Source organism: Phytobacter cepae, assembly GCF_054165735.1.
This window is the reverse complement of sequence record NZ_CM135107.1, coordinates 1,367,713-1,389,927: the sequence shown is the minus strand read 5'-3', so window position 1 is coordinate 1,389,927 and position 22,215 is coordinate 1,367,713. Positions and strand designations below refer to the sequence as shown.

The 22,215-nt window shown below is 54.1% G+C and carries 18 protein-coding genes; 7 read left to right on the top strand and 11 right to left on the bottom strand.

Annotated features, from left to right (window positions below):
* Positions 1-108: 108 nt before the first annotated feature.
* A complete protein-coding gene (locus ACUY4Q_RS06465) occupies positions 109-1,176 on the bottom strand; it encodes an AI-2E family transporter (protein WP_458046235.1) in 1,068 nt (355 codons plus the stop codon).
* A 222-nt stretch (positions 1,177-1,398) separates the two neighbouring features.
* Between ACUY4Q_RS06465 and bepA the strand changes: the two genes are divergently transcribed.
* Positions 1,399-2,862, top strand: a complete 1,464-nt coding sequence (gene bepA, locus ACUY4Q_RS06460) for a beta-barrel assembly-enhancing protease (RefSeq protein WP_458046234.1) — start codon at positions 1,399-1,401, stop codon at positions 2,860-2,862.
* A gap of 12 nt (positions 2,863-2,874) precedes the next feature.
* Positions 2,875-3,234 (top strand): arsenate reductase (glutaredoxin), encoded by a 360-nt coding sequence (gene arsC / locus ACUY4Q_RS06455; RefSeq protein ID WP_458046233.1) that lies wholly within the window; start codon positions 2,875-2,877, stop codon positions 3,232-3,234.
* Between the two features lie 34 nt (positions 3,235-3,268).
* Here arsC and ACUY4Q_RS06450 read toward each other — a convergent pair whose 3' ends face one another.
* The 3 genes from ACUY4Q_RS06450 to upp form a co-directional block, all read right to left on the bottom strand.
* Positions 3,269-3,970: a DnaA inactivator Hda gene (locus tag ACUY4Q_RS06450; protein WP_458047275.1), complete on the bottom strand. Its 702-nt coding sequence runs from the start codon at positions 3,968-3,970 to the stop codon at positions 3,269-3,271.
* A 95-nt stretch (positions 3,971-4,065) separates the two neighbouring features.
* Complete coding sequence (gene uraA / locus ACUY4Q_RS06445; RefSeq protein ID WP_458046232.1) at positions 4,066-5,355, bottom strand: uracil permease; 1,290 nt, start codon at positions 5,353-5,355, stop codon at positions 4,066-4,068.
* Positions 5,356-5,512: 157 nt separating this feature from the next.
* Positions 5,513-6,139 (bottom strand): uracil phosphoribosyltransferase, encoded by a 627-nt coding sequence (gene upp, locus ACUY4Q_RS06440; RefSeq protein WP_458046231.1) that lies wholly within the window; start codon positions 6,137-6,139, stop codon positions 5,513-5,515.
* A 277-nt stretch (positions 6,140-6,416) separates the two neighbouring features.
* Between upp and purM the strand changes: the two genes are divergently transcribed.
* The 4 genes from purM to ppx all read left to right on the top strand — a co-directional run bounded on the left by purM (position 6,417) and on the right by ppx (position 11,934).
* Positions 6,417-7,454, top strand: a complete 1,038-nt coding sequence (gene purM / locus ACUY4Q_RS06435; protein ID WP_458046230.1) for a phosphoribosylformylglycinamidine cyclo-ligase — start codon at positions 6,417-6,419, stop codon at positions 7,452-7,454.
* Positions 7,451-8,089: a phosphoribosylglycinamide formyltransferase gene (purN, locus tag ACUY4Q_RS06430; RefSeq protein ID WP_458046229.1), complete on the top strand. Its 639-nt coding sequence runs from the start codon at positions 7,451-7,453 to the stop codon at positions 8,087-8,089. The genes purM and purN overlap by 4 nt, the downstream gene beginning before the upstream one ends.
* A gap of 233 nt (positions 8,090-8,322) precedes the next feature.
* Positions 8,323-10,389 carry a polyphosphate kinase 1 gene (ppk1, locus tag ACUY4Q_RS06425; protein ID WP_458046228.1) on the top strand — a complete coding sequence of 689 codons (2,067 nt, stop codon included), beginning with the start codon at positions 8,323-8,325 and terminating at the stop codon, positions 10,387-10,389.
* A 3-nt stretch (positions 10,390-10,392) separates the two neighbouring features.
* On the top strand, positions 10,393-11,934 hold the full coding sequence (gene ppx, locus ACUY4Q_RS06420) for an exopolyphosphatase (RefSeq protein WP_458046227.1): 1,542 nt from the start codon (positions 10,393-10,395) through the stop codon (positions 11,932-11,934).
* Positions 11,935-11,936: 2 nt separating this feature from the next.
* Here the strand turns inward: ppx and ACUY4Q_RS06415 are convergent, their stop codons facing one another.
* The gene (locus tag ACUY4Q_RS06415; protein ID WP_458046226.1) at positions 11,937-14,165 is read right to left on the bottom strand and encodes a sensor domain-containing phosphodiesterase; all 2,229 of its coding nucleotides are present in this window, start codon (positions 14,163-14,165) and stop codon (positions 11,937-11,939) included.
* Positions 14,166-14,504: 339 nt separating this feature from the next.
* Here ACUY4Q_RS06415 and ACUY4Q_RS06410 point away from each other — a divergent pair, with 339 nt between their 5' ends.
* The gene (locus ACUY4Q_RS06410) at positions 14,505-14,696 is read left to right on the top strand and encodes a YfgG family protein (RefSeq protein WP_458046225.1); all 192 of its coding nucleotides are present in this window, start codon (positions 14,505-14,507) and stop codon (positions 14,694-14,696) included.
* Positions 14,697-14,735: 39 nt separating this feature from the next.
* Here ACUY4Q_RS06410 and ACUY4Q_RS06405 read toward each other — a convergent pair whose 3' ends face one another.
* The 6 genes from ACUY4Q_RS06405 to guaB form a co-directional block, all read right to left on the bottom strand.
* Positions 14,736-15,386 carry a LysE family translocator gene (locus tag ACUY4Q_RS06405; protein ID WP_458046224.1) on the bottom strand — a complete coding sequence of 217 codons (651 nt, stop codon included), beginning with the start codon at positions 15,384-15,386 and terminating at the stop codon, positions 14,736-14,738.
* Between the two features lie 43 nt (positions 15,387-15,429).
* Positions 15,430-16,236 carry an AraC family transcriptional regulator gene (locus ACUY4Q_RS06400; protein ID WP_458046223.1) on the bottom strand — a complete coding sequence of 269 codons (807 nt, stop codon included), beginning with the start codon at positions 16,234-16,236 and terminating at the stop codon, positions 15,430-15,432.
* A gap of 42 nt (positions 16,237-16,278) precedes the next feature.
* Positions 16,279-18,264 carry a tetratricopeptide repeat protein gene (locus tag ACUY4Q_RS06395; RefSeq protein WP_458046222.1) on the bottom strand — a complete coding sequence of 662 codons (1,986 nt, stop codon included), beginning with the start codon at positions 18,262-18,264 and terminating at the stop codon, positions 16,279-16,281.
* A gap of 148 nt (positions 18,265-18,412) precedes the next feature.
* Positions 18,413-18,799: a hypothetical protein gene (locus tag ACUY4Q_RS06390; protein ID WP_458046221.1), complete on the bottom strand. Its 387-nt coding sequence runs from the start codon at positions 18,797-18,799 to the stop codon at positions 18,413-18,415.
* 183 nt (positions 18,800-18,982) lie between these two features.
* Positions 18,983-20,560, bottom strand: coding sequence for a glutamine-hydrolyzing GMP synthase (gene guaA / locus ACUY4Q_RS06385; protein WP_458046220.1), 1,578 nt, complete (start codon positions 20,558-20,560; stop codon positions 18,983-18,985).
* 63 nt (positions 20,561-20,623) lie between these two features.
* The gene (guaB, locus tag ACUY4Q_RS06380) at positions 20,624-22,090 is read right to left on the bottom strand and encodes an IMP dehydrogenase (RefSeq protein ID WP_458046219.1); all 1,467 of its coding nucleotides are present in this window, start codon (positions 22,088-22,090) and stop codon (positions 20,624-20,626) included.
* Positions 22,091-22,215: the final 125 nt, after the last annotated feature.

Genomic DNA, 22,215 nt, shown 5'->3' with positions numbered 1-22,215 from the left:
CCCCTCAGAGCCGCATGTTTCCCCTCACCCTAACCCTCTCCCCGGTGGGGCGAGGGGACCGATAGTGCTCGTATTCTTCTCTGAGACACCCTCAGCCCTGAGGAAACATCAGTGCGGATCATCCACCACCACGCTGTCTGGCCAGGCGTGAATCACTGCCTTGACCAGGGTCGCCAACGGGATGGCGAAAAAGACGCCCCAGAAGCCCCACAGACCACCAAAAATAATCACCGACAGGATAATGACCAGCGGGTGTAAATTCACCGCTTCGGAGAACAGTACCGGCACCAGTAAATTGCCGTCCAGCCCCTGGATAATCAGGTAAACGGCAAAACAGCTCCAGAACTCCGTCCCCGCGCCAAACTGAAAGAGCGCGACGCAGATAACCGGAATGGTGACCACAAACGCGCCGATGTAGGGAATCAGCACCGAGAAGCCCACCAGTACGGCGAGCAGCAGCGAGTAGTTGAGACCAAACAGCAAGAAACCAAACCAGGTGGCGACCCCGACGACAATCATTTCCAGCACTTTGCCGCGTATGTAGTTGGTGATTTGCTGATTCATCTCTTTCCACACCTGGCCCGCCAGCCCACGGTTGCGCGGCAATACGCGACGCACGGCGTTGAGCATCTGATCCTTATCTTTTACCAGGAAGAAGACCATCAGCGGCACCAGCACAAGGTAGACCGCAAGCGTCAGCAGCCCCACCAGCGAGGCGAGAGAGTATTTCACCACCGAATCGCCCATACCGAGCATGCGGGTACGCATGTTCTCCGCCATCGCATCAATAATGCCGGCATCCATCAGCATGGGGTAACGGCGCGGGAGCGTGGCGGCATAATCGGAGAGCTTGTTCAGCATGCCCGGCATGTCGCGGATGAGGTTCATCCCCTGCTGCCAGGCAACCGGCATCACCACAAAGGCCATCACCATCAGGATGCCCACAAACAGAATGAGTACCATCGACGCCGCCCAGCGGCGGGAGAAACCGATTCGCTGCAGACGAACCGTCGGCCATTCCAGCAGGTAAGCGAGTACCAGAGCGACCAGAAGCGGTGCAAGCAGGCCATTGAAAAAGAAGAGGATAATAAAACCTGCCAGCAGTATAACCAGTAACGCAATGGCTTCAGGATCACTAAAGCGACGGCGGTACCACTGCATCAACAATTCGAGCATATGTTCCTTCCGGGGAGACCGGATTGAGCGGTGTGAGTGGGGGAAGTGTATCGAAATGTCACAAAAAAGACTTCGCTTTTTATCGCTTTCGCGTAAACACCGTTACCGGGTAAAAAGATTTTAATCCTCGGATAACGCAGCTAAACTCCCTCTTCCAGGGCACTTGAACCAAGTTTCTCGCCGTTGGTCAAACGGTAACACCCAATATACAGGACTGAGGTTATGTTCAGGCAGTTGAAAAAAACGCTGGTCGCAACCCTTATCGCCGCCGTCACCCTTACTCAGGCAGCGCCCGCTTTTGCGGATTCGGCAGACAGCCTGCCGGATATGGGAACCTCCGCAGGAAGCACCCTGTCCATCGGTCAGGAGATGCAGATGGGCGACTACTATGTGCGCCAGCTGCGCGGTAGTGCGCCGCTGATTAACGATCCCTTGCTGGTGCAGTACATCAATTCACTGGGCATGCGGCTGGTCTCCCATGCCGACTCGGTGAAAACCCCTTTCCATTTTTATCTGGTCAATAATGACGAAATCAACGCCTTCGCCTTTTTTGGCGGCAATGTGGTGCTGCATTCGGCGTTATTCCGCTATGCCGATAGCGAGAGCCAACTGGCATCGGTGATGGCACACGAAATCTCCCACGTTACCCAGCGCCATTTGGCGCGCGCGATGGAAGATCAAAAACGCAGTGCGCCGCTCACTTGGGCGGGCGCGCTGGGCTCAATTCTGTTAGCGATGGCCAGCCCGCAGGCCGGTATGGCAGCATTGACCGGCACGCTGGCAGGCACCCGCCAGGGGATGATCAGCTTCACGCAACAAAACGAGCAGGAAGCCGATCGTATCGGTATCCAGGTGCTGCAGCGCTCCGGCTTCGACCCGCAGGCGATGCCGACTTTCCTCGAAAAACTGCTCGATCAGGCGCGCTACTCTTCACGTCCCCCTGAAATCCTGCTGACCCACCCCCTGCCGGAAAGTCGCCTCTCAGATGCCCGTAACCGCGCCAACCAGATGCGCCCGGTCGTGGTGCAGTCGTCAGAAGATTTTTACCTGGCCAAAGCCAGGGCGCTTGGCATGTACAACTCCGGGCGTAACCAACTTACCAGCGATCTGCTGGATGCCTGGGCGAAAGGCAACGTTCGCGAACAACGCGCAGCGCAATATGGCCGCGCCCTGCAGGCCATGGAAAGCAAAAATAATGCTGATGCAATGCGGGCATTGCAACCGCTGCTCACTGCCGATCCGAACAATGCCTGGTTCCTCGATCTTGCGACCGATATCGATCTTGGGCAGAACAAAAATGCGGATGCCATTAACCGCCTGAAAAATGCAAAAGAGATCAAAACCAACCCGGTACTGCAACTGAACCTCGCCAACGCCTGGTTAACCAGCGGGCAACCGGCGGAAGCGGAAAAGATCCTCAACCGCTTTACCTTCAGCTGGAAGGATGACGTCAACGGTTGGGAATTGCTGGCGCAGACGGAGGCCGCACTGAATCATCGCGATCTCGAACTGGCTGCCCGTGCCGAGGGCCAGGCGCTGGTAGGACGGCTCGATCAGGCCATCAGCCTGCTCAGCAGCGCCAGCACTCAGGTCAAACTCGGCAGCTTACAGCAGGCGCGTTACGACGCCCGTATTGACCAGTTGCGTCAGTTGCAGAAAACCTTCCGCCCGTATGAAAAGATGTAATCAGGAGAAAAAATGACCGACGCAGTAAAGATTTATTACAACCCACGCTGCTCCAAGAGCCGCGAAACGTTAAATCTGCTCAAGGAAAATGGCATTGAGCCTGACGTGGTGCTCTACCTGGAGAACCCTGCGGATGCGGCAACGCTTAAGTCATTGTTGACGATGCTGGGCATGACCAGTGCGCGTGAACTGATGCGCAAAAAAGAGGATCTTTATCAGTCTCTGGCGTTGGGCAACGCTGCACTTTCTGAAGAGGCGTTAATTCAGGCGATGGTTGCTAATCCGAAGCTGATGGAGCGCCCGATTGTGGTCGCTCACGGCAAGGCACGTATTGGTCGTCCGCCGGAACAGGTGCTTGAAATCGTCCGTTAACCGTCGATGCCCGGTGGCGTCTGGCTGACCGGGCTTACAGCTTCAGGATCTCTTTAACGAAGGGAATGGTCAGTTTGCGTTGTGCGGTGATCGAGGCACGATCGAGTTCGTCCAGGGTATCAAACAGTGTGCGCATTTCCCGATCCAGACGCTTAAGCAGAAAACGCCCCACATCCTCCGGTAGTTCAAATCCCCGTAACCGCGCCCGCAGTTGTAAAGCCTGCAGTTTGTCTTCATCTGACAGCGGCTGTAACTTATAAATTTGCCCCCAGTCGAGACGGGAGGCCAGATCCGGCAGCCCCAGCTTAAGCTGGCGCGGTGGACGATCGCCGGTTATAAGCAGGCGCGTTTTACCCGACTCCAGAATGCGATTGTAGAGATTAAAAATCGCCATCTCCCAGAGCTCATCCCCCGCTACACACTCGATGTTATCAATACAGACCAGTGAAAGCTGCTCCATGCCGTCCATGACTTCAGGAACAAACCAGGTGCGCTTATCCAGTGGCACATAGCCCACCGCATCGCCGCGTGAAGAGAGTTCTGCACAGGCTGCATGCAGCAAATGGCTGCGGCCCGCGCCTTCGCGCGACCAAAAATAGATGTATCCGCTATGATCCTGGCGCAGGACATTTTGCAACGCCGCCAGTAAAGAAGGATTGTCGCCCGGCCAGAAACTCGCGAAAGTTTCATCGTCAGGGAGATAGAGTGGCAGGGAAAGCTGTGCCGGTGTGTTCAGACGTACCTCAACAGGGCTTAAATAAAACGCAGCGAGTTTACCATAAAACTGCGCTGCGTTTGAACCGGGCAAATGACCCGGTTTAAGGATGACGTTTAGTGGGGTTTCGCGTCGTTGTCATCGGCATCCAGTACCACCTCTTCCGGGCGCAGTACGCTGATTAGCTTGAAGATCAGACTCAGGCCCACGCCAACGATGGTCGCCAGCGCCATGCCTTTCAGCTCAGCGGCGCCAATGTGCACTTTCGCGCCACTCACGCCGATGATCAGAATCACGGAGGTCAGGATCAGATTTTGCGCTTTGCTGTAATCAACTTTGGATTCGATCAGTACGCGGATACCGGAGGCCCCGATGACCCCGTACAGCAGCAGAGAGACGCCGCCCATCACCGGAACCGGGATAATCTGAATCGCTGCCGCCAGTTTGCCCACACAAGAGAGCAGAATCGCAATGATCGCCGCACCGCCGATAACCCAGGTGCTGTAAACACGCGTGATCGCCATTACGCCGATGTTCTCCCCGTAGGTGGTGTTTGGCGTGGAGCCAAAGAAACCGGAGATCATGGTAGAGAAACCATTGGCAAACATCGAACGGTGCAGGCCAGGATCGCGAATCAAATCTTTTTTCACGATGTTCGCTGTCACCACCAGGTGGCCGACGTGTTCGGCGATAACCACCAGGGCCGCAGGTAAGATGGTGAAGATAGCGAACCATTCAAAACGCGGGGTGTAGAAGGTGGGCAATGCAAACCAGTGCGCCTGGGCAATCGGGGTGAAATCGACCACGCCCATGGCGAAGGAGAGTGCATAACCGGCCAGAACACCGATCAGAATCGGGATGATGGCCAGGAAGCCGCGGAACAGGACGGAGCCAAACACCGTCACACCCAGCGTTACCATCGAAATGATCACGGTTTTGGTATCCGCAGACTGACCGTCAGCAGGCAGCAGACCGGCCATACCGGCGGCCACACCGGCCAACTCAAGACCGATGACGGCAACGATTGCGCCCATTGCCGCAGGCGGGAACATCACGTCCAGCCAACCGGTGCCCGCTTTCTTCACGATAAACGCAACAATGCAGAACAGCGCGCCGCACATGATGAAGCCACCCAGCGCCACCTCATAGCCCAGTGGCAAAAGCAGCAGTACCGGGGAAATAAAGGCAAAACTGGAGCCAAGATAAGCAGGAATTTTCCCTTTGCAAATAAAGAGATACAGTAACGTACCCACCCCATTAAACAGCAACACGGTGGCCGGGTTAATGTGAAACAGGATTGGCACCAGCACGGTTGCGCCAAACATCGCGAACAAATGCTGCAAACTAAGCGGGATTGTCTGTAAAAGCGGCGGTCTTTCACTCACCCCGATAGCACGGCGCGTCATAGTGTTTTCCTCTGAATGTGATTCATGTGTTGTTAACGTTCCGCTCATCGTTCATCGCGCAGTTTTTGTGAACTGTGTGAGGAAATCAGGCGGATTCTGTTCTGGTTTACGCCAAAAAAAAGCCGACTTTCAAAGTCGGCTTTCGTTTTTAAAGCATTTACTTGGTACCAAAAATTTTGTCGCCGGCATCGCCGAGGCCAGGGATGATGTATCCGTGTTCGTTCAGGCCCTTATCAATCGACGCGGTGTACAGCTCAACGTCCGGGTGCGCTTTCTCCAGCGCGGCCACGCCTTCCGGTGCGGCAACCAGTACCAGAACTTTGATACTGTGGCAGCCCGCGTTTTTCAGCAGGTCGATGGTAGCAATCATAGAACCACCGGTCGCCAGCATCGGGTCAACGACCAGCGCCATACGCTCGTCGATATTAGAAACCAGTTTCTGGAAATAGGGTACCGGCTCCAGCGTCTCTTCGTTACGGTAAATACCGACAACGCTGATGCGTGCACTTGGCACATGTTCCAGTACGCCTTCCATCATGCCCAGACCCGCACGCAGAATCGGTACAACGGTAATTTTTTTGCCTTTGATTTGTTCAACTTCAACCGGGCCATTCCAGCCCTCGATCACGACGCGCTCTGTTTCCAGATCGGCAGTCGCTTCATAAGTCAGCAAGCTACCGACTTCTGAGGCGAGTTCACGAAAGCGTTTGGTGCTGATGTCATTTTCACGCATCAGGCCCAGCTTGTGTTTGACGAGTGGGTGTTTTACTTCCACGACCTTCATACTCTTCTCCTTCCCCAGAAAGGTGGTAGCCACAAAAAAAATCGCCGGATTATACCGCTTTTTTTCCGTTACGCTACAGAGACGGCGTTGATCCGGATCAAATAGACTGGAAAAGAGTATATCCTAAGAATCCTTCTCGCCCGGCAATAATGGACTCGCAAACGTTTGCCTGGGCTGTTAGAATTGCGCCGAATTTTATTTCTAAAACCTGATTAGTTCGGGTAACAGCCTGAAATATGACGGGTGAACCGCAAGCAAACGCGTGGGGACTCAAGCAGTGACCGATAAAACCTCTCTTAGCTACAAAGATGCCGGTGTTGATATTGACGCAGGCAATGCTCTGGTAGACCGAATCAAAGGCGTAGTGAAGAAAACTCGTCGTCCGGAAGTGATGGGCGGTCTGGGTGGCTTCGGCGCGCTGTGCGCATTGCCGCAAAAATATCGTGAGCCAGTTCTGGTTTCCGGCACTGACGGCGTGGGCACTAAACTGCGTCTGGCGATGGATCTGAAACGTCACGACAGCATCGGCATCGATCTGGTCGCTATGTGCGTCAACGATCTGGTGGTACAGGGTGCTGAGCCGCTGTTCTTCCTCGACTATTACGCGACGGGCAAACTGGATGTGGACACCGCCTCCAGCGTGATCACCGGTATCGCAGAAGGCTGCCTGCAGTCTGGCTGTGCGCTGGTTGGCGGCGAAACCGCTGAAATGCCGGGCATGTACCACGGTGAAGACTATGACGTGGCAGGCTTTTGTGTTGGCGTTGTGGAAAAATCAGAGATTATTGACGGGTCCAAAGTGGCTGACGGCGATGTGCTGATTGCCCTGGCCTCCAGCGGTCCACACTCCAATGGCTACTCGCTGGTGCGTAAAGTCATCGAAGTGAGCGGTTGTGACCCGGAAACGACCCAGCTTGAAGGTAAATCCCTCGCCGATCATCTGTTAACCCCGACCCGTATCTACGTGAAATCGATCCTCGAGCTGATTGCTAACGTTGATGTGCACGCAATTGCACACCTGACCGGTGGCGGCTTCTGGGAAAACATCCCACGTGTATTGCCGGACAACACCCAGGCCGTGATTGATGAATCCTCCTGGCAGTGGCCAGCCGTCTTCGACTGGCTGCAAACCGCGGGCAATGTGAGTCGTCACGAAATGTACCGCACCTTTAACTGCGGCGTCGGCATGGTGATTGCCCTGCCGGAATCAGAAGCGGATAAGGCTATCGCACTGTTGAATGCAAAAGGTGAAAACGCGTGGAGAATCGGTATTATCAAAGCCTCCGATTCCAGTGAACGTGTGGTCATTGAATGAAAAATATTGTGGTGCTCATTTCCGGTAATGGAAGCAATTTGCAGGCAATCATTGATGCCTGCAAACAAAAAAAGAGTCATGGCACCATCAGGGCAGTATTCAGTAATAAGGCCGATGCGTTCGGCCTTGAACGTGCGCGGGAAGCCAACATTCCCGCCCATGCCCTTCTCGCCTCTCAGTTCGCCAGCCGTGAAGGCTTCGATCGTGAACTGATGCAGGAAATTGATGCCTATGCCCCAGACCTCGTGGTGCTGGCGGGCTATATGCGCATCCTCAGCCCAGCATTTGTCGCCCATTACACCGGTCGTTTAATCAATATTCACCCTTCCCTGCTCCCGAAATATCCGGGGTTACATACCCACCGACAGGTGCTTGAGAATGGCGATGAAGTCCACGGTACCACCGTGCATTTTGTCACCGATGAATTGGACGGGGGTCCGGTGATTTTACAGGCACAAATCCCGGTGTTTGAGGGGGACTCGGAAGAGGATATTACTGCGCGCGTACAGACCCAGGAACATGCCATTTACCCGCTGGTGGTGAGCTGGTTCCTTGAAGGGCGTCTTGCCATGCTGGAAGGCAAAGCCTGGCTTGATGGCGTCTGCCTACCCCCTCAGGGCTACGCTGCGGAGTAATCCGTCTTTTCGTTATCTGCGCGTGACTTAAGGTTGCGCGCAACGCGCTTATCCCGGTAAAAACGGATTACTGTCATACTCATCTGTCACAGTTGGACATCTGATGGCAAAGCTCGCCATAATAAGTGATGTCTTTCTCACGCGAACGCCAATAACGTTTACCTGCACATGAGGACACCGCCTGGCGAGAAGGAATTGCCGTGTCCCGAGAGTTAACTGGAGTGTAAGCTGTAATGGGTCAGGAAAAGCTATATCTGGAAAAAGAATTGAGTTGGTTGTGCTTTAACGAGCGCGTGCTTCAGGAGGCGGCAGACAAAACAAATCCGCTGATTGAGCGTATGCGCTTCTTAGGCATTTATTCTAATAACCTTGATGAGTTCTATAAGGTCCGCTTCGCAGAACTTAAACGCCGTATCATTATTAGCGAAGAGCAAGGACAAGGAACCAACACCCAATCGCGCCATTTACTGGGTAAAATTCAGACCAGAGTTCTTAAAGCCGATCAGGAATTTGACACGCTGTACAATGATTTGCTGCTGGAAATGGCGCGTAATCAAATCTTTTTGATTAACGAACGCCAGCTTTCCGTCAATCAGCAAACGTGGCTACGTCACTATTTCAAACAGTACTTACGTCAGCACATCACCCCGACGCTTATCAATCGCGAAACGAATCTGATTCGTTTCTTAAAGGACGATTACACCTATCTGGCGGTCGAAATCATTCGCGGGGAGTCCATTCGTTACGCGCTCCTGGAGATCCCATCGGACAAGGTTCCGCGCTTTGTGAACCTGCCCCCCGAAGCGCCGCGTCGCCGCAAGCCAATGATTCTCCTGGACAACATCCTCCGCTATTGCCTTGACGACATTTTCAGCGGCTTCTTTGATTACGACTCACTGAATGCCTATTCGATGAAAATGACCCGTGACGCCGAATATGACCTGGTGCACGAGATGGAATCGAGTCTGATGGAGCTGATGTCCTCCAGTCTGAAGCAGCGTCTGACCGCCGAACCCGTCCGCTTTGTTTATCAGCGTGACATGCCCGATGCCATGGTCGAGATGCTGCGCGAGAAGCTGACTATCTCCCGTTTCGACTCCATTATTCCAGGCGGTCGTTACCATAACTTCAAAGACTTCATCGGCTTCCCGAACGTGGGTAAAGCCAACCTGGTGAACAAGCCGCTGCCGCGCCTGCGCCACATTTGGTTCGATAAATTCCGCAACGGGTTTGATGCTATTCGCGAGCGCGATGTCCTGCTCTACTACCCGTACCATACGTTTGAGCATGTGCTCGAACTGCTGCGTCAGGCGTCGTTTGACCCAAGCGTGCTGGCCATCAAAATCAATATTTATCGCGTGGCGAAAGACTCACGTATTATTGATGCGATGATTCATGCTGCGCACAACGGTAAAAAAGTCACCGTGGTGGTGGAGCTACAGGCGCGTTTCGACGAAGAGGCCAATATTCACTGGGCTAAACGCCTGACCGAAGCGGGCGTGCAGGTCATCTTCTCCGCCCCGGGGCTGAAAATCCACGCCAAGCTGTTCCTCATTTCCCGTATGGAAGGGGAAGAGATTGTGCGTTATGCCCACATCGGCACCGGCAACTTTAATGAGAAAACGGCGCGTATTTATACCGATTACTCGTTACTCACCGCTGATGCACGTATTACCAATGAAGTGCGCCGGGTATTCAGCTTTATCGAAAACCCTTACCGCCCGGTACACTTTGACTATTTGCTGGTATCGCCGCAAAACTCGCGTCCGCTCCTTTATGAGATGATCGATAAAGAGATAGCGAACGCGCAGAAAGGCATCCCGGCAGGTATTACACTGAAAATCAACAATCTGGTGGATAAAGGACTGGTTGACCGCCTGTATGCGGCTTCTGGCTCCGGCGTTCAGGTCAACTTGTTGGTACGCGGCATGTGTTCACTGATCCCTGAACTGGCGGGCATCAGCGATAATATTCGCGTCATTAGCATCGTTGACCGTTTCCTTGAGCACGACAGGATCTATATTTTTGATAACGGTGGCGACAAAAAAGTCTATCTGTCGTCAGCCGACTGGATGACGCGAAATATCGATTACCGTATCGAAGTAGCAACGCCATTGCTGGACCCGCGCCTTAAACAGCAGGTCCTGGATATCATCGACATTCTGTTTAGTGATACCGTTAAAGCACGCTACGTCGATAAAGAACTGAGTAATCGTTATGTGCCGCGCGGCAATCGCCGTAAAGTGCGCGCGCAGCTCGCGATTCATGACTATCTGACCTCACTTGAACAGCCTGATTAATCTATGCCGATAAATGACAACACGCCACGACCGCAGGAGTTTGCGGCGGTCGATTTGGGTTCAAACAGTTTTCATATGGTGATCGCGCGCGTGGTCGATGGTGCGATGCAGATCATCGGCCGCCTCAAACAGCGCGTACATCTGGCTGATGGCCTTGATGCAGACAGTATGCTGAGCGAAGAAGCGATGGAGCGCGGGCTAAACTGCCTGTCGCTTTTCGCTGAACGTTTGCAGGGCTTTGAGCCTTCCAGCGTCTGCATTGTGGGCACGCATACTCTGCGTCAGGCCCGTAACGCTGCGGAGTTTCTCAAACGTGCCGAACAGGTGATCCCGTATCCCATCGAAATCATCTCTGGTAATGAAGAAGCTCGTCTCATCTTTATGGGCGTTGAGCACACCCAACCGGAAAAGGGCCGTAAGCTGGTCATCGACATCGGTGGCGGCTCCACGGAGCTGGTGATCGGTGAAGATTTTGAACCCAAACTGGTGGAAAGCCGCCGTATGGGCTGCGTCAGTTTTGCCCAGACTTACTTCCCGGGCGGTTCCCTGAATCGCGAGAGCTTCCAGCGCGCCCGCATCGCCGCGGTGCAGAAGCTGGAAACCCTGGCGTGGCAGTACCGGATTCAGGGCTGGAACGTCGCACTGGGCGCTTCCGGCACCATTAAAGCCGCGCACGAAGTGCTGCTGGCGATGGGTGAGAAAGACGGTTTTATCACCCCGGAACGCCTGGATAAGCTGGTTGCAGAAGTGCTGAAATATAAAAATTTCGACGAACTCAGCCTGCCGGGTCTGTCAGACGAGCGCAAAGCTGTGTTTGTGCCCGGTCTTTCCATTCTGTGTGGTGTGTTTGACGCACTGGCCATTCGCGAGCTACGTCTCTCTGACGGCGCGCTGCGTGAAGGCGTGCTGTATGAGATGGAAGGTCGATTCCGCCATCAGGATATCCGTAGCCGTACGGCGCAGGCGCTGGCTAACCATTACAATATCGACAGAGAGCAGGCCCGCCGGGTGCTGGAAACCACTACACACATGTACGATCAGTGGCAGGCGCAGAACACGAAGCTGGCGAATCCTCAGCTGGCGGCGTTACTCAAATGGGCGGTAATGCTCCACGAAGTGGGTCTGAACATTAACCATAGCGGGATGCACCGCCACTCTGCCTATATTCTGCAGCACAGCGATCTGCCTGGCTTCAACCAGGAACAACAGCTCATGATGGCAACGCTGGTTCGCTATCACCGTAAAGGCATTAAGCTGGATGATTTGCCACGCTTCACGCTGTTCAAGAAGAAGCAATTCCTGCCGCTGGTGCAGATTTTACGTCTCGGTGTGCTGCTCAATAACCAGCGTCAGGCAACGACCACGCCACCGACGCTGCGTTTGACCACCGATGATAATCACTGGACGTTAAGCTTCCCGCACGACTGGTTTAGCCAGAATGCGCTGGTGCTGTTCGATTTGGAAAAAGAGCAGGATTACTGGGAAGCAGTCACCGGCTGGCGGCTGAAGATTGAAGAAGAACAGGCACCCGAGGTAGCGGCCTGAAATCAGGCCGCCTGGTGCTGCTCTGCCAGACTCTCCAGCGGCTCTGGTTTGCCAATCAAAAACCCCTGAAGATAATCGATACCCAGCGCAATGGCTGCGCTGCGTATCTCTTCACTTTCAACATACTCCGCGACCACCAGCATTCTTTTCATTCGTGCCAAATGGCAAATGGACGCCACAATCTGATAGTCGAGACTGTTAGAGACGATATTACGAATAAAACTGCCATCAATTTTGAGAATATCTGCATTCACGTTTTTCAATCGGGCATAACTCGCATAGCCGGTACCAAAATCATCTATCGCCACGCGGCACCCCATCTGCTGTAGCTGCCCCAGTGTGTGATTCGCCTGTTCAATATTCGACAACGAATTACTTTCGGTGATTTCAAAAATCAGCTGCCAGGCCTCGACGCCGTAGTGGCGTAACAGGCGTCCCACTTCGAGGGAAAATTGCGACCGACAGACGGAGGCAGGGGAAAGATTGATGGCAAATCGCTGACCCGGTAACTGCTCCCGATGGGAAGCCATAAAACTCAGCACATGCTCTACCACCCAAAGGTCAATACGCGAAGAGAGGCCAAACTCATGGGCGACGGGGAGAAAATCGTCTGGATGAATATACTCGCCATTCTCCTCGTCCATACGCAGGAGAATTTCATGGTAGCTGTCGCCGCGCATGCCCACAATCGGCTGAACCATCAGGCTAAAGCGGTTCTCTTCCAGCGCACGCTGCAGGCGGCTCATCATATCAACCTTACTTTTCAGGCTGCGCTGCAGATTAACCGCCCCCCGGTGCTGCAGACTCTCAGGGTGATTGGTTGCAAGAGAGAGATCCGCAATCGTACTCAGCTCGCCCAACAACAGGTAGAGATGCTGAACCGGCGAGCGCACGTAGCAATAGCTCATCCCCACTTGCGGTTGCAGCGGCATCTCATCCCAGGTGAAACGAAACGCTTTAATACGTTGATCGAGTTCTTCAACCCGATTTTGGTGGGACTGGGAGTGCAGCCGAATCGCCAGATCGTAGCCGGTGAGCAGATAAACGCCCTCCCCTTCAGTCAGAATTGGCCTTAACCACTCCCCCAGTTTCTGTTTGTACTGTATCCGCAACAGAATGCCGTAGTTGCGGCCAAGCAGTTCCAGTTCCGGGATACGCAGCAGACACAGTACCGACCAGGGCGACTCAGCCAGCGAGCGACTCAGCGCCCGTAAGTTCGGCATATGCACGACGGGATCCAGAAATGCCAGCTGGCGAGCACGCTCATGAAGCCGCCGCTGACGCGTTGACATCAAAGCGACGCAGAGAATGATGACGGTGTAGACCAGGTAGCAGGACGATGCAATCGCCAACTGAACATCATAACCGGCATACTTCGGGAGGTAGCGAGAGTAATAATGAACAAACAGAGTAAGCAAGACAGCCCACAGCATCGACATAAAACGGTAGCCATACCTCATCGAGCCCCAGAGCATGACCGGCAGCAGCAGTGACAAGGTATAATTCGTGCTGAATATCGTGCTGTTTTCGCTTAAGGGCATAAGCAAAAGCATTGCGAGTCCGGCAACAATGGCACCCCAGATAACCCGCTCAGCACGGGTCACTTTTGGATCACATTCCTTTCGCAGTTGCGATAACCAACTTTGCAGATAGCGCGGATGGTGAAACAGGCGGATGATTAAATAACTGGTGGGGATACCGGTCATGGTGCCAACCAGCATTGCCTGGTAATCAATAAGCAGATGAATATTTAGCGTTAACGTATTGGTATTGCTTAATTCCGTATCGTATAACGACAACCAGATGACAAACTGCAAAATTGTCATATACAACGTGGCCGGGCAAAACACCTGCCAGAATAAACGCTGAGCAAAAAGTTGGGCATTGCCATAGGCAATATTCTGCCGGCGGGTAACAAATACACGATAACCGCCCCAACTCAGCAGCACGGGCACCAGCAAATGGAGAGTTTGGGCAAGCGTCTGAGCGGGTTCGTTAAAACCAAACAGCATGACCAGACCAATAATCATGCCGGGGAGTGCCGCCAGGCCGTAGACCACCAGCATACTCATGAGTACCGCCATCGGCAGGTAGAAAAGCACGACGCCTTCACCTGCGACCGTAGCCCAGGTATTGGCAATGCTAAACAGCGGGAGTAACAGGCAGGGCAAAACGAGAGGCAATGCCCACCATTTATCTTTATGTTGGCGATAATGTGTTAGTAAAGTCATAGATGCTCAGCAGAAAACCCAGGATCCTGAGGGGTATTTTCAGGCAGGCATCCGACCTGACTGTACATGTTTAACGCAATAAATGAGCTGGGATTTTAGTGCCGAAGCGCCAGTTATAATTGACTCATGTCAAATAAAACACGACCGCTTAATTAATTCTTACTTTTTTCCGCGCCTGGAGGAATTTAGCATTTACCAAGTAAATATTTAATTTATTTATATTCTCCGACTAAATATTTTTCCAGACCTCGTTTTTATCTGGTGATGAATTGACCTTATCAACACTCTGTGACTTAATGTCCCTGTCGCCCTTTGATAGGGCTTTTCCAAGGAACCATTGTGAGTCAGGCAACCCCTATGCGAAAACGACATCGATTTGACAGTCGCATGACCCGTATCGTACTGCTTATTAGCTTTCTCTTTTTCTTCGGCCGTTTTATCTATTCCTCAATTGGCGCCTGGTATCATCATCAGGATAAGCTTCAATCGCAGCAAGTCAGTCAACCTATCGACACCACTGCAGAGCGCTAACCGCTTGTTTCGCTTTTACACGCGTTTGCGTGGGCATTGCTACGCCCAGATGTGACGCAGCAGCGACGCGACTATCAGCAGGCCAAATCCGGTGAGAATGCCTCCGGCCCCGCGTTCAATGATATGGACGTATGAATAGACCCGCCTCTGCACCGTCGGAAGCCCAATAAAGGCGGCCACTGCCAGATTCCAGAGCAAGACGGCGAAACTCATCCAGACACCCGAAAATATCTGCTGAGGCAGCGTGACCGCCGTGCCCAAAATTGAGGTCATCAGCGCCAGATAAAACAGCGCATTTTTGGGGTTAAGCAGCGCGGAGCTCAGCCCGAGGAGACATTGCTTACCCGCAGACGGACGCCGCTGTGCCGTGGCCCTGAGGGCACTCTCCTGCCTGCGACTGCGTAAAAGATGGCTGCCAATCCAGATTAAATAGAGCGCGCCGGCGATTTCAATCAGCCGGAACAACAGCGCGTACCTCTGCACCAGATTCCAGCCGAAAAGGGCGAGGAGGATATAAAATGCATTCCCCAGCGCAATGCCCACGCCTATCCCCGCACTCCCCCGCAGACGATAGCGTATTGCATAGCTTGCCTGCAGAAAGAAGTCAGGGCCGGGGCTGACCAGCGCCACAAAATGCGACAAGGCAAGCAGGGGAAACGCGGCAGGAATAAGATAAGAAATAAACGACATAGTGACTCCCTCAAAAGAGAGTCACTGTAATAAAAGGCTACGGCTATTTATTGTCGGATATTGATCGCGCCCGCGCATACTGGCGTGGCGTTGAGGCTGTGTAACTGACAAAGGTGCGGTGAAAATGGCTCTGATCCGCAAAGCCGCTCTGATACCCCACCTCGGTGATATCGCCTCCGGCGCGCAGTTGGGTTCTGGCAAATTCGATGCGGGCATTATTCAGCCATGCGCCGGGGGTTAATCCTGTCGCCTGTTTAAACTGACGAATCAGCGTCTCTTTACGCAGGGCATAATGGCCTGCCAGCCTGTCCAGCGTCGGCGCCAGGGTAAAATCCGCCTGCAGCGTCGACTGCATTTCATGAAATTCGCTCTGCTGCTGAGGGCATATCGTAAGCCCAGGCAGAGAGGTCAGCAGTTCCCTCACCGCGTAAGCCAGCCTCTCGGTGTCTCCTCGCTTCATTAATTCAATCACGTGCATAAAAGCGGTGAACAGCTGCGGATTGCGAATAACCGTATGCTCGCAGCAAAGCGTCGCCCCTGCTTCGCCACCCAGTTGCTCAAGACACCACGGTTTATCGATATAGAGCATATGATAGCTGCGTGGCGTGCCTGCAAGCGGATTGCAGCTGTGCGCGACTTCGGGTGCGATAGCAATCATCTCCCCCGGTTTGAGGTGATACTCCTGCCCGCCACATCTGCTGACCGTCTCACCGTCGATGATTGCCCCGATCGATAGCTGCGGATGCTGGTGCAATTTATAAGCCTGCATGCTTTGCCGGGTCGTGCGAAGCTCAATCCAGGGGGCGTTGTCTGAACGCCAGAAGCCCTGTTCAATATCGCGGGTTGTCATCTCTTCCCCCTGATGGCCTGTGCTGATTAACGGCATTCGACGCTACTTCTTTTCCGTCACACGCGTGAGCCACTGCCCATAATCAGAACTGAAATCCACCGTTCTGCTCTGTCTATACGCCGCCAACTCGTCATCCATACCGAAGATTTTCCATACCAGCGGGGCCAGGCGGGCCATCTCGCTGCTCTCCTGCGTGGCGACACGCAGCAGTTCAAGGGTGCGTTTGCGGTATTCGCCGACAACCTCAGACTGATAATCGAAGGCTTTACTTAACCCGGAGAGATACATCAACTTCGGCACCTCCGCCTGCGGCCACTGTAACGTCATGTTCAGCGGCCACTCCAGCATGGCGCGCTCCCCCCACAATGCGCTGCGAGGAATGTACTGCGTGGCGACCAGCGTCAGAGTAAACGCCTGACCCAACTCATTAAGATAGATGTCCATTGCGTCAGCGGACGGGCGGGCGTAAAACGCGTCCAGCGGCTCAGTCGTAACCGACCCGGTTTTCGCCAGCAGGCGTTGTTCCAGATTTAGCACCAGCGCCCCGAGCTCCGACTGGGCCACGGTGCCACTTTCCGTACCGCATTCTTTTCGCAGGGTGCAGTCCCACAGCGTCAGCGAGAGCTGCCACTGACGCTGTTCCCCCTCGCCGGTAAAGCCAAGCTGCCCGGTGATAAAGTATTTCATTGTTGGCGGGACAAGGTCGAAGAGCGCATTGCCATCCGTGCTATGAGAGGAGAGAACCGGCCCTATCCCGGCGGCAATCTGGAAGTAACACTGGGCGGCAAAAGGCGTCCAGTAGTGGGCCGCTTCCGCCAGATACAGCGGAATGGCACGAGCAAGCCGTCCCACATCATCTTCGCGCTGCGACTCGGCGGGTGTGGCCTCAGCAGTAATTTTGCTGAGCGCAAAGAATCCGATCGTGTCGGCCTCTGGCGGTTTTCTCGTAAAGAGCCAGTCGGCCTTATAGAGACCGTAATGCCAGATCGGTTGTGAGATAGCGAGGGTACTGATCTCCACCTGTCCGGGATCGGTGGGCGTGCCCTGTGCGCTTTCTTTTCGCATCCGGTGAAACGCCTGCGCAAACTCATCCAGGTACTGCTTAAGCGGCGGAATATCCAGGGCATACATCCGGCTCAGTAGCTTCTCACCCTCCTCAGGGTTGCCCAATTCCTGGTATGCGCGCAGCAGGTTAATGCCCGCCATGGGATCGTGACGATGTTCGTCATAAATGGGCGCAATCAGCTCGACGATAAGCGATATTTCGCCGTTTTGCCCCAGATCGCCGGAGATCATCATCAGTGAACGACTGTCATATCGCCCGCCGGCCAGAACCTCCTCGTACAGCGCTTTAGCGGCTGCAACATTTTTGTGTTCGAGATAATGACGTGCCAGCCATAACTGCGCGCGCCAGGAGCCTGGCAGTGCGGCAACGGTCTTAAGCCCGGCCACATAGCCCGTTTCCCCTTCTCGCTCCTGTTTGAGCGTTGCCCACCAGACTAAGCCATTATCCTGATTCGGATCGGCTTCAATAGCCTGCCATAGCAGTTCGTCTGCGCGGGCATCGTCTCCGCGCTCCGCAAACACTTTCGCCAGATTAGTCAGTAAAATCCCGGTGGCCCCGACTTTCGCCATTCCTGTCTTCAGCGTGCTTTCAGCCTCATCCAACTGGTTGTTTTTCATCAGCACGATGCCCTGGATGGTATGGCTGCGCTCGGGATCGTCATCGATTTCCACCAGCCGGGCGGCTGCGGGGATCAGATCGGCGGCAAAACCATCGTTGAGTCCGCCGAGAAGGGCATCATAAAGGCCTGCCGCGTCGTCCCATTTCTGTTCAAGACCGGGCAGGAAAACCTTGTCTCGCCAGTCGCTGCGGGTAATGTGCATCTGTCGCCCGTTGGCGTCGTAAGCCACAATCATCTCTTCACCAGGCTCAGGCGCATCGGCGGCATGCGCCTGTTGCGGTTCCTCCTGTATCGAGGGGCGTTCTTTCTTACCGGTCAGGCTGGAGAGCAGTTTTTTAAACATAGCGCGTGTCTGTCGGTTGAGGTGGGTCGGCAGTCCGTGTTCCGTTTGGCGCAAAACGCTGATGGGCAGTGCGCTGAACACTCAGCCAAAAGGGTGGCATAAAAGCCGGACCGCGTCTAATGCCTGAAATGGGGGGAGGAATAACGGATTACTGCGTGTGTAAGCGTCGGTGCAAAATATCCTGCACGTACTTTTCAATCACAATGTGATGTTCCCGCCTTACTCGCGCAATGAAACCCTCCAGGGCATCGCTCGTAGCGTGGAGCGTATCAGAGACAAGGCTATCAAAATCGCTTTGACTGAAACGGGGATTTCCGGGAAGGGCCGAATGCTGTAGCAAGGTGTGGGCAATGGCCTCAAGGACGGCACGTCGGTAATCATCGCCAAGGAGAACATCCAAATCACGCTGAGAGATAGCAAAGCTAAAGCTAAAACTCACCACGCCGGAATCGACAGGCAGCGAATAACTCAGTTGCCGGTCTGTTTGTTCCACATGAGGTTCATATCCGTCGCCCAGTAAACGTATTGGTTGCATAGTGCGGGTTTCTCCTTCTTAGCATGGGTCATCACTACGTTGATCAAGTATATCCTGCGCCGAATGACGCACACCTGTGCAAGCCTGATAAGAAAGATGAGCCATCACCCATAAAAAAACACCAGCAGCGCGAGGCTTACTGGTGTTTTGATATTCAGCGGTTACAGGCAAAAGCTAAAACGCTTATTCCCACTCAATCGTCGCTGGCGGCTTGCCGCTGATGTCATACACCACGCGGGAAATACCGTTCACTTCATTGATGATGCGGTTAGATACGCGGCCTAAGAAATCATAAGGCAGGTGCGCCCAGTGGGCGGTCATAAAGTCGATGGTTTCTACAGCGCGCAGGGAAACTACCCAGTCATATTTGCGCCCATCGCCCATCACACCAACGGAACGGACCGGCAGGAAGACGGTAAAGGCCTGGCTGACTTTATTGTACAGGTCGGCTTTGTGCAGCTCTTCGATGAAGATTGCATCGGCGCGACGCAGCAGGTCGCAGTACTCTTTCTTCACTTCGCCCAGTACGCGCACGCCGAGACCAGGACCCGGGAACGGGTGACGGTAGAGCATGTTGTACGGCAGGCCCAGCTCCAGACCAATTTTGCGGACTTCATCTTTGAACAGCTCACGCAGCGGTTCAACCAGACCCATCTTCATCTCTTTCGGCAGGCCGCCCACGTTGTGGTGAGATTTGATGACGTGTGCTTTACCGGTGGCGGAAGCGGCAGATTCGATCACGTCAGGGTAAATTGTCCCCTGCGCCAGCCACTTCACATCTTCCAGCTTCAGGGCTTCTTCATCGAAGATTTCCACGAAGACGCGGCCGATGATTTTACGTTTGGCTTCCGGATCGTTCTCGCCCGCCAGTTCGCTCAGGAAACGAGACTCGCCTTCAACATGAATGATGTTGAGGCCGAAATGGTCGCCGAACATATCCATCACCTGTTCGGCTTCGTTCAGGCGCAGCAGGCCGTTATCCACGAAGACGCAGGTTAGGTTTTTGCCGATGGCACGGTGCAGCAGCATGGCAGTGACGGAGGAGTCAACGCCACCGGACAGGCCGAGGATCACTTTGTCGTCACCCACCTGCGCACGGATGCGTTCAATCGCATCGTCGATGATTTTTGCCGGGGTCCACAGAGCTTCGCACTGGCAGATATCAATAACGAAACGCTCCAGCATGCGCAGGCCCTGACGGGTATGGGTCACTTCCGGGTGGAACTGCACGCCATAAAAGCGTTTTTCTTCGTTAGCCATAATGGCGAACGGACAGGTTTCGGTGCTGGCAACGGTTACGAAGTCTGACGGGATAGCCGTAACTTTATCGCCGTGGCTCATCCAGACGTCCAGCAGCGGTTTGCCGTCGGAAGTCAGGGAGTCTTCGATACCGCGAATCAGCGCGCTATCGGTCAGGACTTCAACCTGTGCATAGCCGAACTCACGCTCGTTGGAACCTTCAACGTGGCCGCCTAACTGCATCGCCATGGTCTGCATGCCATAGCAGACGCCAAATACCGGCACGCCGGCTTCAAAGACGTACTGCGGTGCGCGCGGGCTGTTATTTTCAGTGGTGCTTTCCGGGCCGCCGGAAAGAATGATGCCGCTTGGATTAAATTCGCGGATCTGCGCTTCGGTGACATCCCAAGCCCACAGTTCGCAGTACACGCCGAGCTCACGCACGCGGCGAGCAACAAGCTGCGTATATTGAGAACCGAAATCCAGGATAAGAATGCGATGTTTATGAATGTTTTCCGTCATTGACGCTTAATTCCGAGGCAAGTGAAACAAAATCGCCCGGCATTTAGCCGGGCGTGGAAATAATCAGGAACCCATACGGTAGTTCGGGGATTCCTTGGTGATGGTCACATCGTGGACGTGGCTTTCCTGGATGCCCGCACCGCTGATACGCACGAATTCCGCCTTGGTGCGCAGCAGGTCGATGGTACCACAGCCGGTCAGCCCCATACAGGAACGCAGGCCGCCCATCTGCTGGTGGATAATCTCTTTCAGGTAGCCTTTATAAGCCACACGCCCTTCGATACCTTCCGGCACCAGTTTGTCTGCGGCGTTGTCGGTCTGGAAGTAGCGGTCGGAAGAGCCTTTGGACATCGCACCCAGTGAACCCATACCACGGTAGGATTTATAAGAACGGCCCTGGAACAGCTCGATCTCGCCCGGAGATTCTTCGGTACCGGCGAGCATAGAACCTACCATCACGGCAGCAGCACCCGCTGCAATGGCTTTCGCGATGTCACCGGAGAAGCGGATGCCGCCATCAGCAATAACCGGAATGCCTGTGCCTTCCAGCGCTTCAACCGCGTCAGAAACTGCGGTGATTTGTGGAACACCGACGCCGGTAACAATACGGGTAGTACAGATGGAGCCAGGGCCGATACCGACTTTCACTGCGCTGCAACCGGCTTCTGCCAGTGCACGTGCACCTGCGCCTGTTGCTACGTTGCCGCCAATGATTTGCAGATCCGGGTATTTCGCACGAGTTTCACGAATACGCTGCAGAACGCCTTCGGAGTGACCATGAGAGGAGTCAATCAGCAGGACATCAACGCCTGCGGCAACCAGCGCATCAACACGCTCTTCGTTGCCCGCGCCGGCGCCCACTGCCGCACCCACGCGCAGACGGCCATGCTCATCTTTACAGGCGTTCGGTTTACGTTCTGCTTTCTGGAAGTCTTTAACGGTGATCATGCCGCGCAGATGGAAGCTGTCATCAACCACCAGCGCTTTTTCAACACGTTTTTCGTGCATTTTAGCGAACACAACGTCGCGGGTTTCACCTTCACGCACGGTAACCAGACGCTCTTTCGGCGTCATATAAACGCTCACCGGCTGGTTCAGGTCAGTCACAAAGCGCACGTCACGACCGGTGATGATGCCCACCAGTTCGTTATCGTCGGTCACGACCGGGTAACCGGCAAAACCGTTACGTTCGGTCAGGGCTTTGACTTCGTGCAGGGTGGTGGTCGGCAGAACGGTCTGCGGGTCGGTGACGATGCCGGACTCATGTTTCTTCACGCGCATGACTTCTTCAGCCTGGCGTTCGATAGACATGTTTTTGTGAATAAAGCCGATGCCGCCTTCCTGTGCCAGGGCGATAGCCAGGCGCGCTTCCGTTACAGTGTCCATGGCTGCGGAGAGCATAGGAATGTTCAGGCGAATGGATTTGGTGAGCTGCGTGCTCAGATCGGCAGTATTCGGCAGAACGGTTGAATGAGCGGGAACGAGGAGGACGTCGTCAAACGTCAGGGCTTCTTTAGCGATACGTAGCATGGGCAATATCTCTGACCTGGGGGTGGTTAAATATTGCCGTGGCATTATACAGAGCGTAACCGATTGCTTCCACATTTTTTTGCGAAAAATACTTGCGCTCATCGGCGAGCGGGTTACTATCGACT

What these genes read in the sequence shown, in the direction of transcription:
- guaA (WP_458046220.1), bottom strand. Translation starts at nt 20,560, where the DNA reads ATGACGGAAAACATTCATAAACATCGCATTCTTATCCTGGATTTCGGT.
- purN (WP_458046229.1), top strand. Translation starts at nt 7,451, where the DNA reads ATGAAAAATATTGTGGTGCTCATTTCCGGTAATGGAAGCAATTTGCAG.
- bepA (WP_458046234.1), top strand. Translation starts at nt 1,399, where the DNA reads ATGTTCAGGCAGTTGAAAAAAACGCTGGTCGCAACCCTTATCGCCGCC.
- ACUY4Q_RS06395 (WP_458046222.1), bottom strand. Translation starts at nt 18,264, where the DNA reads ATGTTTAAAAAACTGCTCTCCAGCCTGACCGGTAAGAAAGAACGCCCC.
- ppk1 (WP_458046228.1), top strand. Translation starts at nt 8,323, where the DNA reads ATGGGTCAGGAAAAGCTATATCTGGAAAAAGAATTGAGTTGGTTGTGC.
- ACUY4Q_RS06465 (WP_458046235.1), bottom strand. Translation starts at nt 1,176, where the DNA reads ATGCTCGAATTGTTGATGCAGTGGTACCGCCGTCGCTTTAGTGATCCT.
- upp (WP_458046231.1), bottom strand. Translation starts at nt 6,139, where the DNA reads ATGAAGGTCGTGGAAGTAAAACACCCACTCGTCAAACACAAGCTGGGC.
- ppx (WP_458046227.1), top strand. Translation starts at nt 10,393, where the DNA reads ATGCCGATAAATGACAACACGCCACGACCGCAGGAGTTTGCGGCGGTC.
- uraA (WP_458046232.1), bottom strand. Translation starts at nt 5,355, where the DNA reads ATGACGCGCCGTGCTATCGGGGTGAGTGAAAGACCGCCGCTTTTACAG.
- arsC (WP_458046233.1), top strand. Translation starts at nt 2,875, where the DNA reads ATGACCGACGCAGTAAAGATTTATTACAACCCACGCTGCTCCAAGAGC.
- guaB (WP_458046219.1), bottom strand. Translation starts at nt 22,090, where the DNA reads ATGCTACGTATCGCTAAAGAAGCCCTGACGTTTGACGACGTCCTCCTC.
- ACUY4Q_RS06390 (WP_458046221.1), bottom strand. Translation starts at nt 18,799, where the DNA reads ATGCAACCAATACGTTTACTGGGCGACGGATATGAACCTCATGTGGAA.
- ACUY4Q_RS06415 (WP_458046226.1), bottom strand. Translation starts at nt 14,165, where the DNA reads ATGACTTTACTAACACATTATCGCCAACATAAAGATAAATGGTGGGCA.
- ACUY4Q_RS06405 (WP_458046224.1), bottom strand. Translation starts at nt 15,386, where the DNA reads ATGTCGTTTATTTCTTATCTTATTCCTGCCGCGTTTCCCCTGCTTGCC.
- ACUY4Q_RS06400 (WP_458046223.1), bottom strand. Translation starts at nt 16,236, where the DNA reads ATGACAACCCGCGATATTGAACAGGGCTTCTGGCGTTCAGACAACGCC.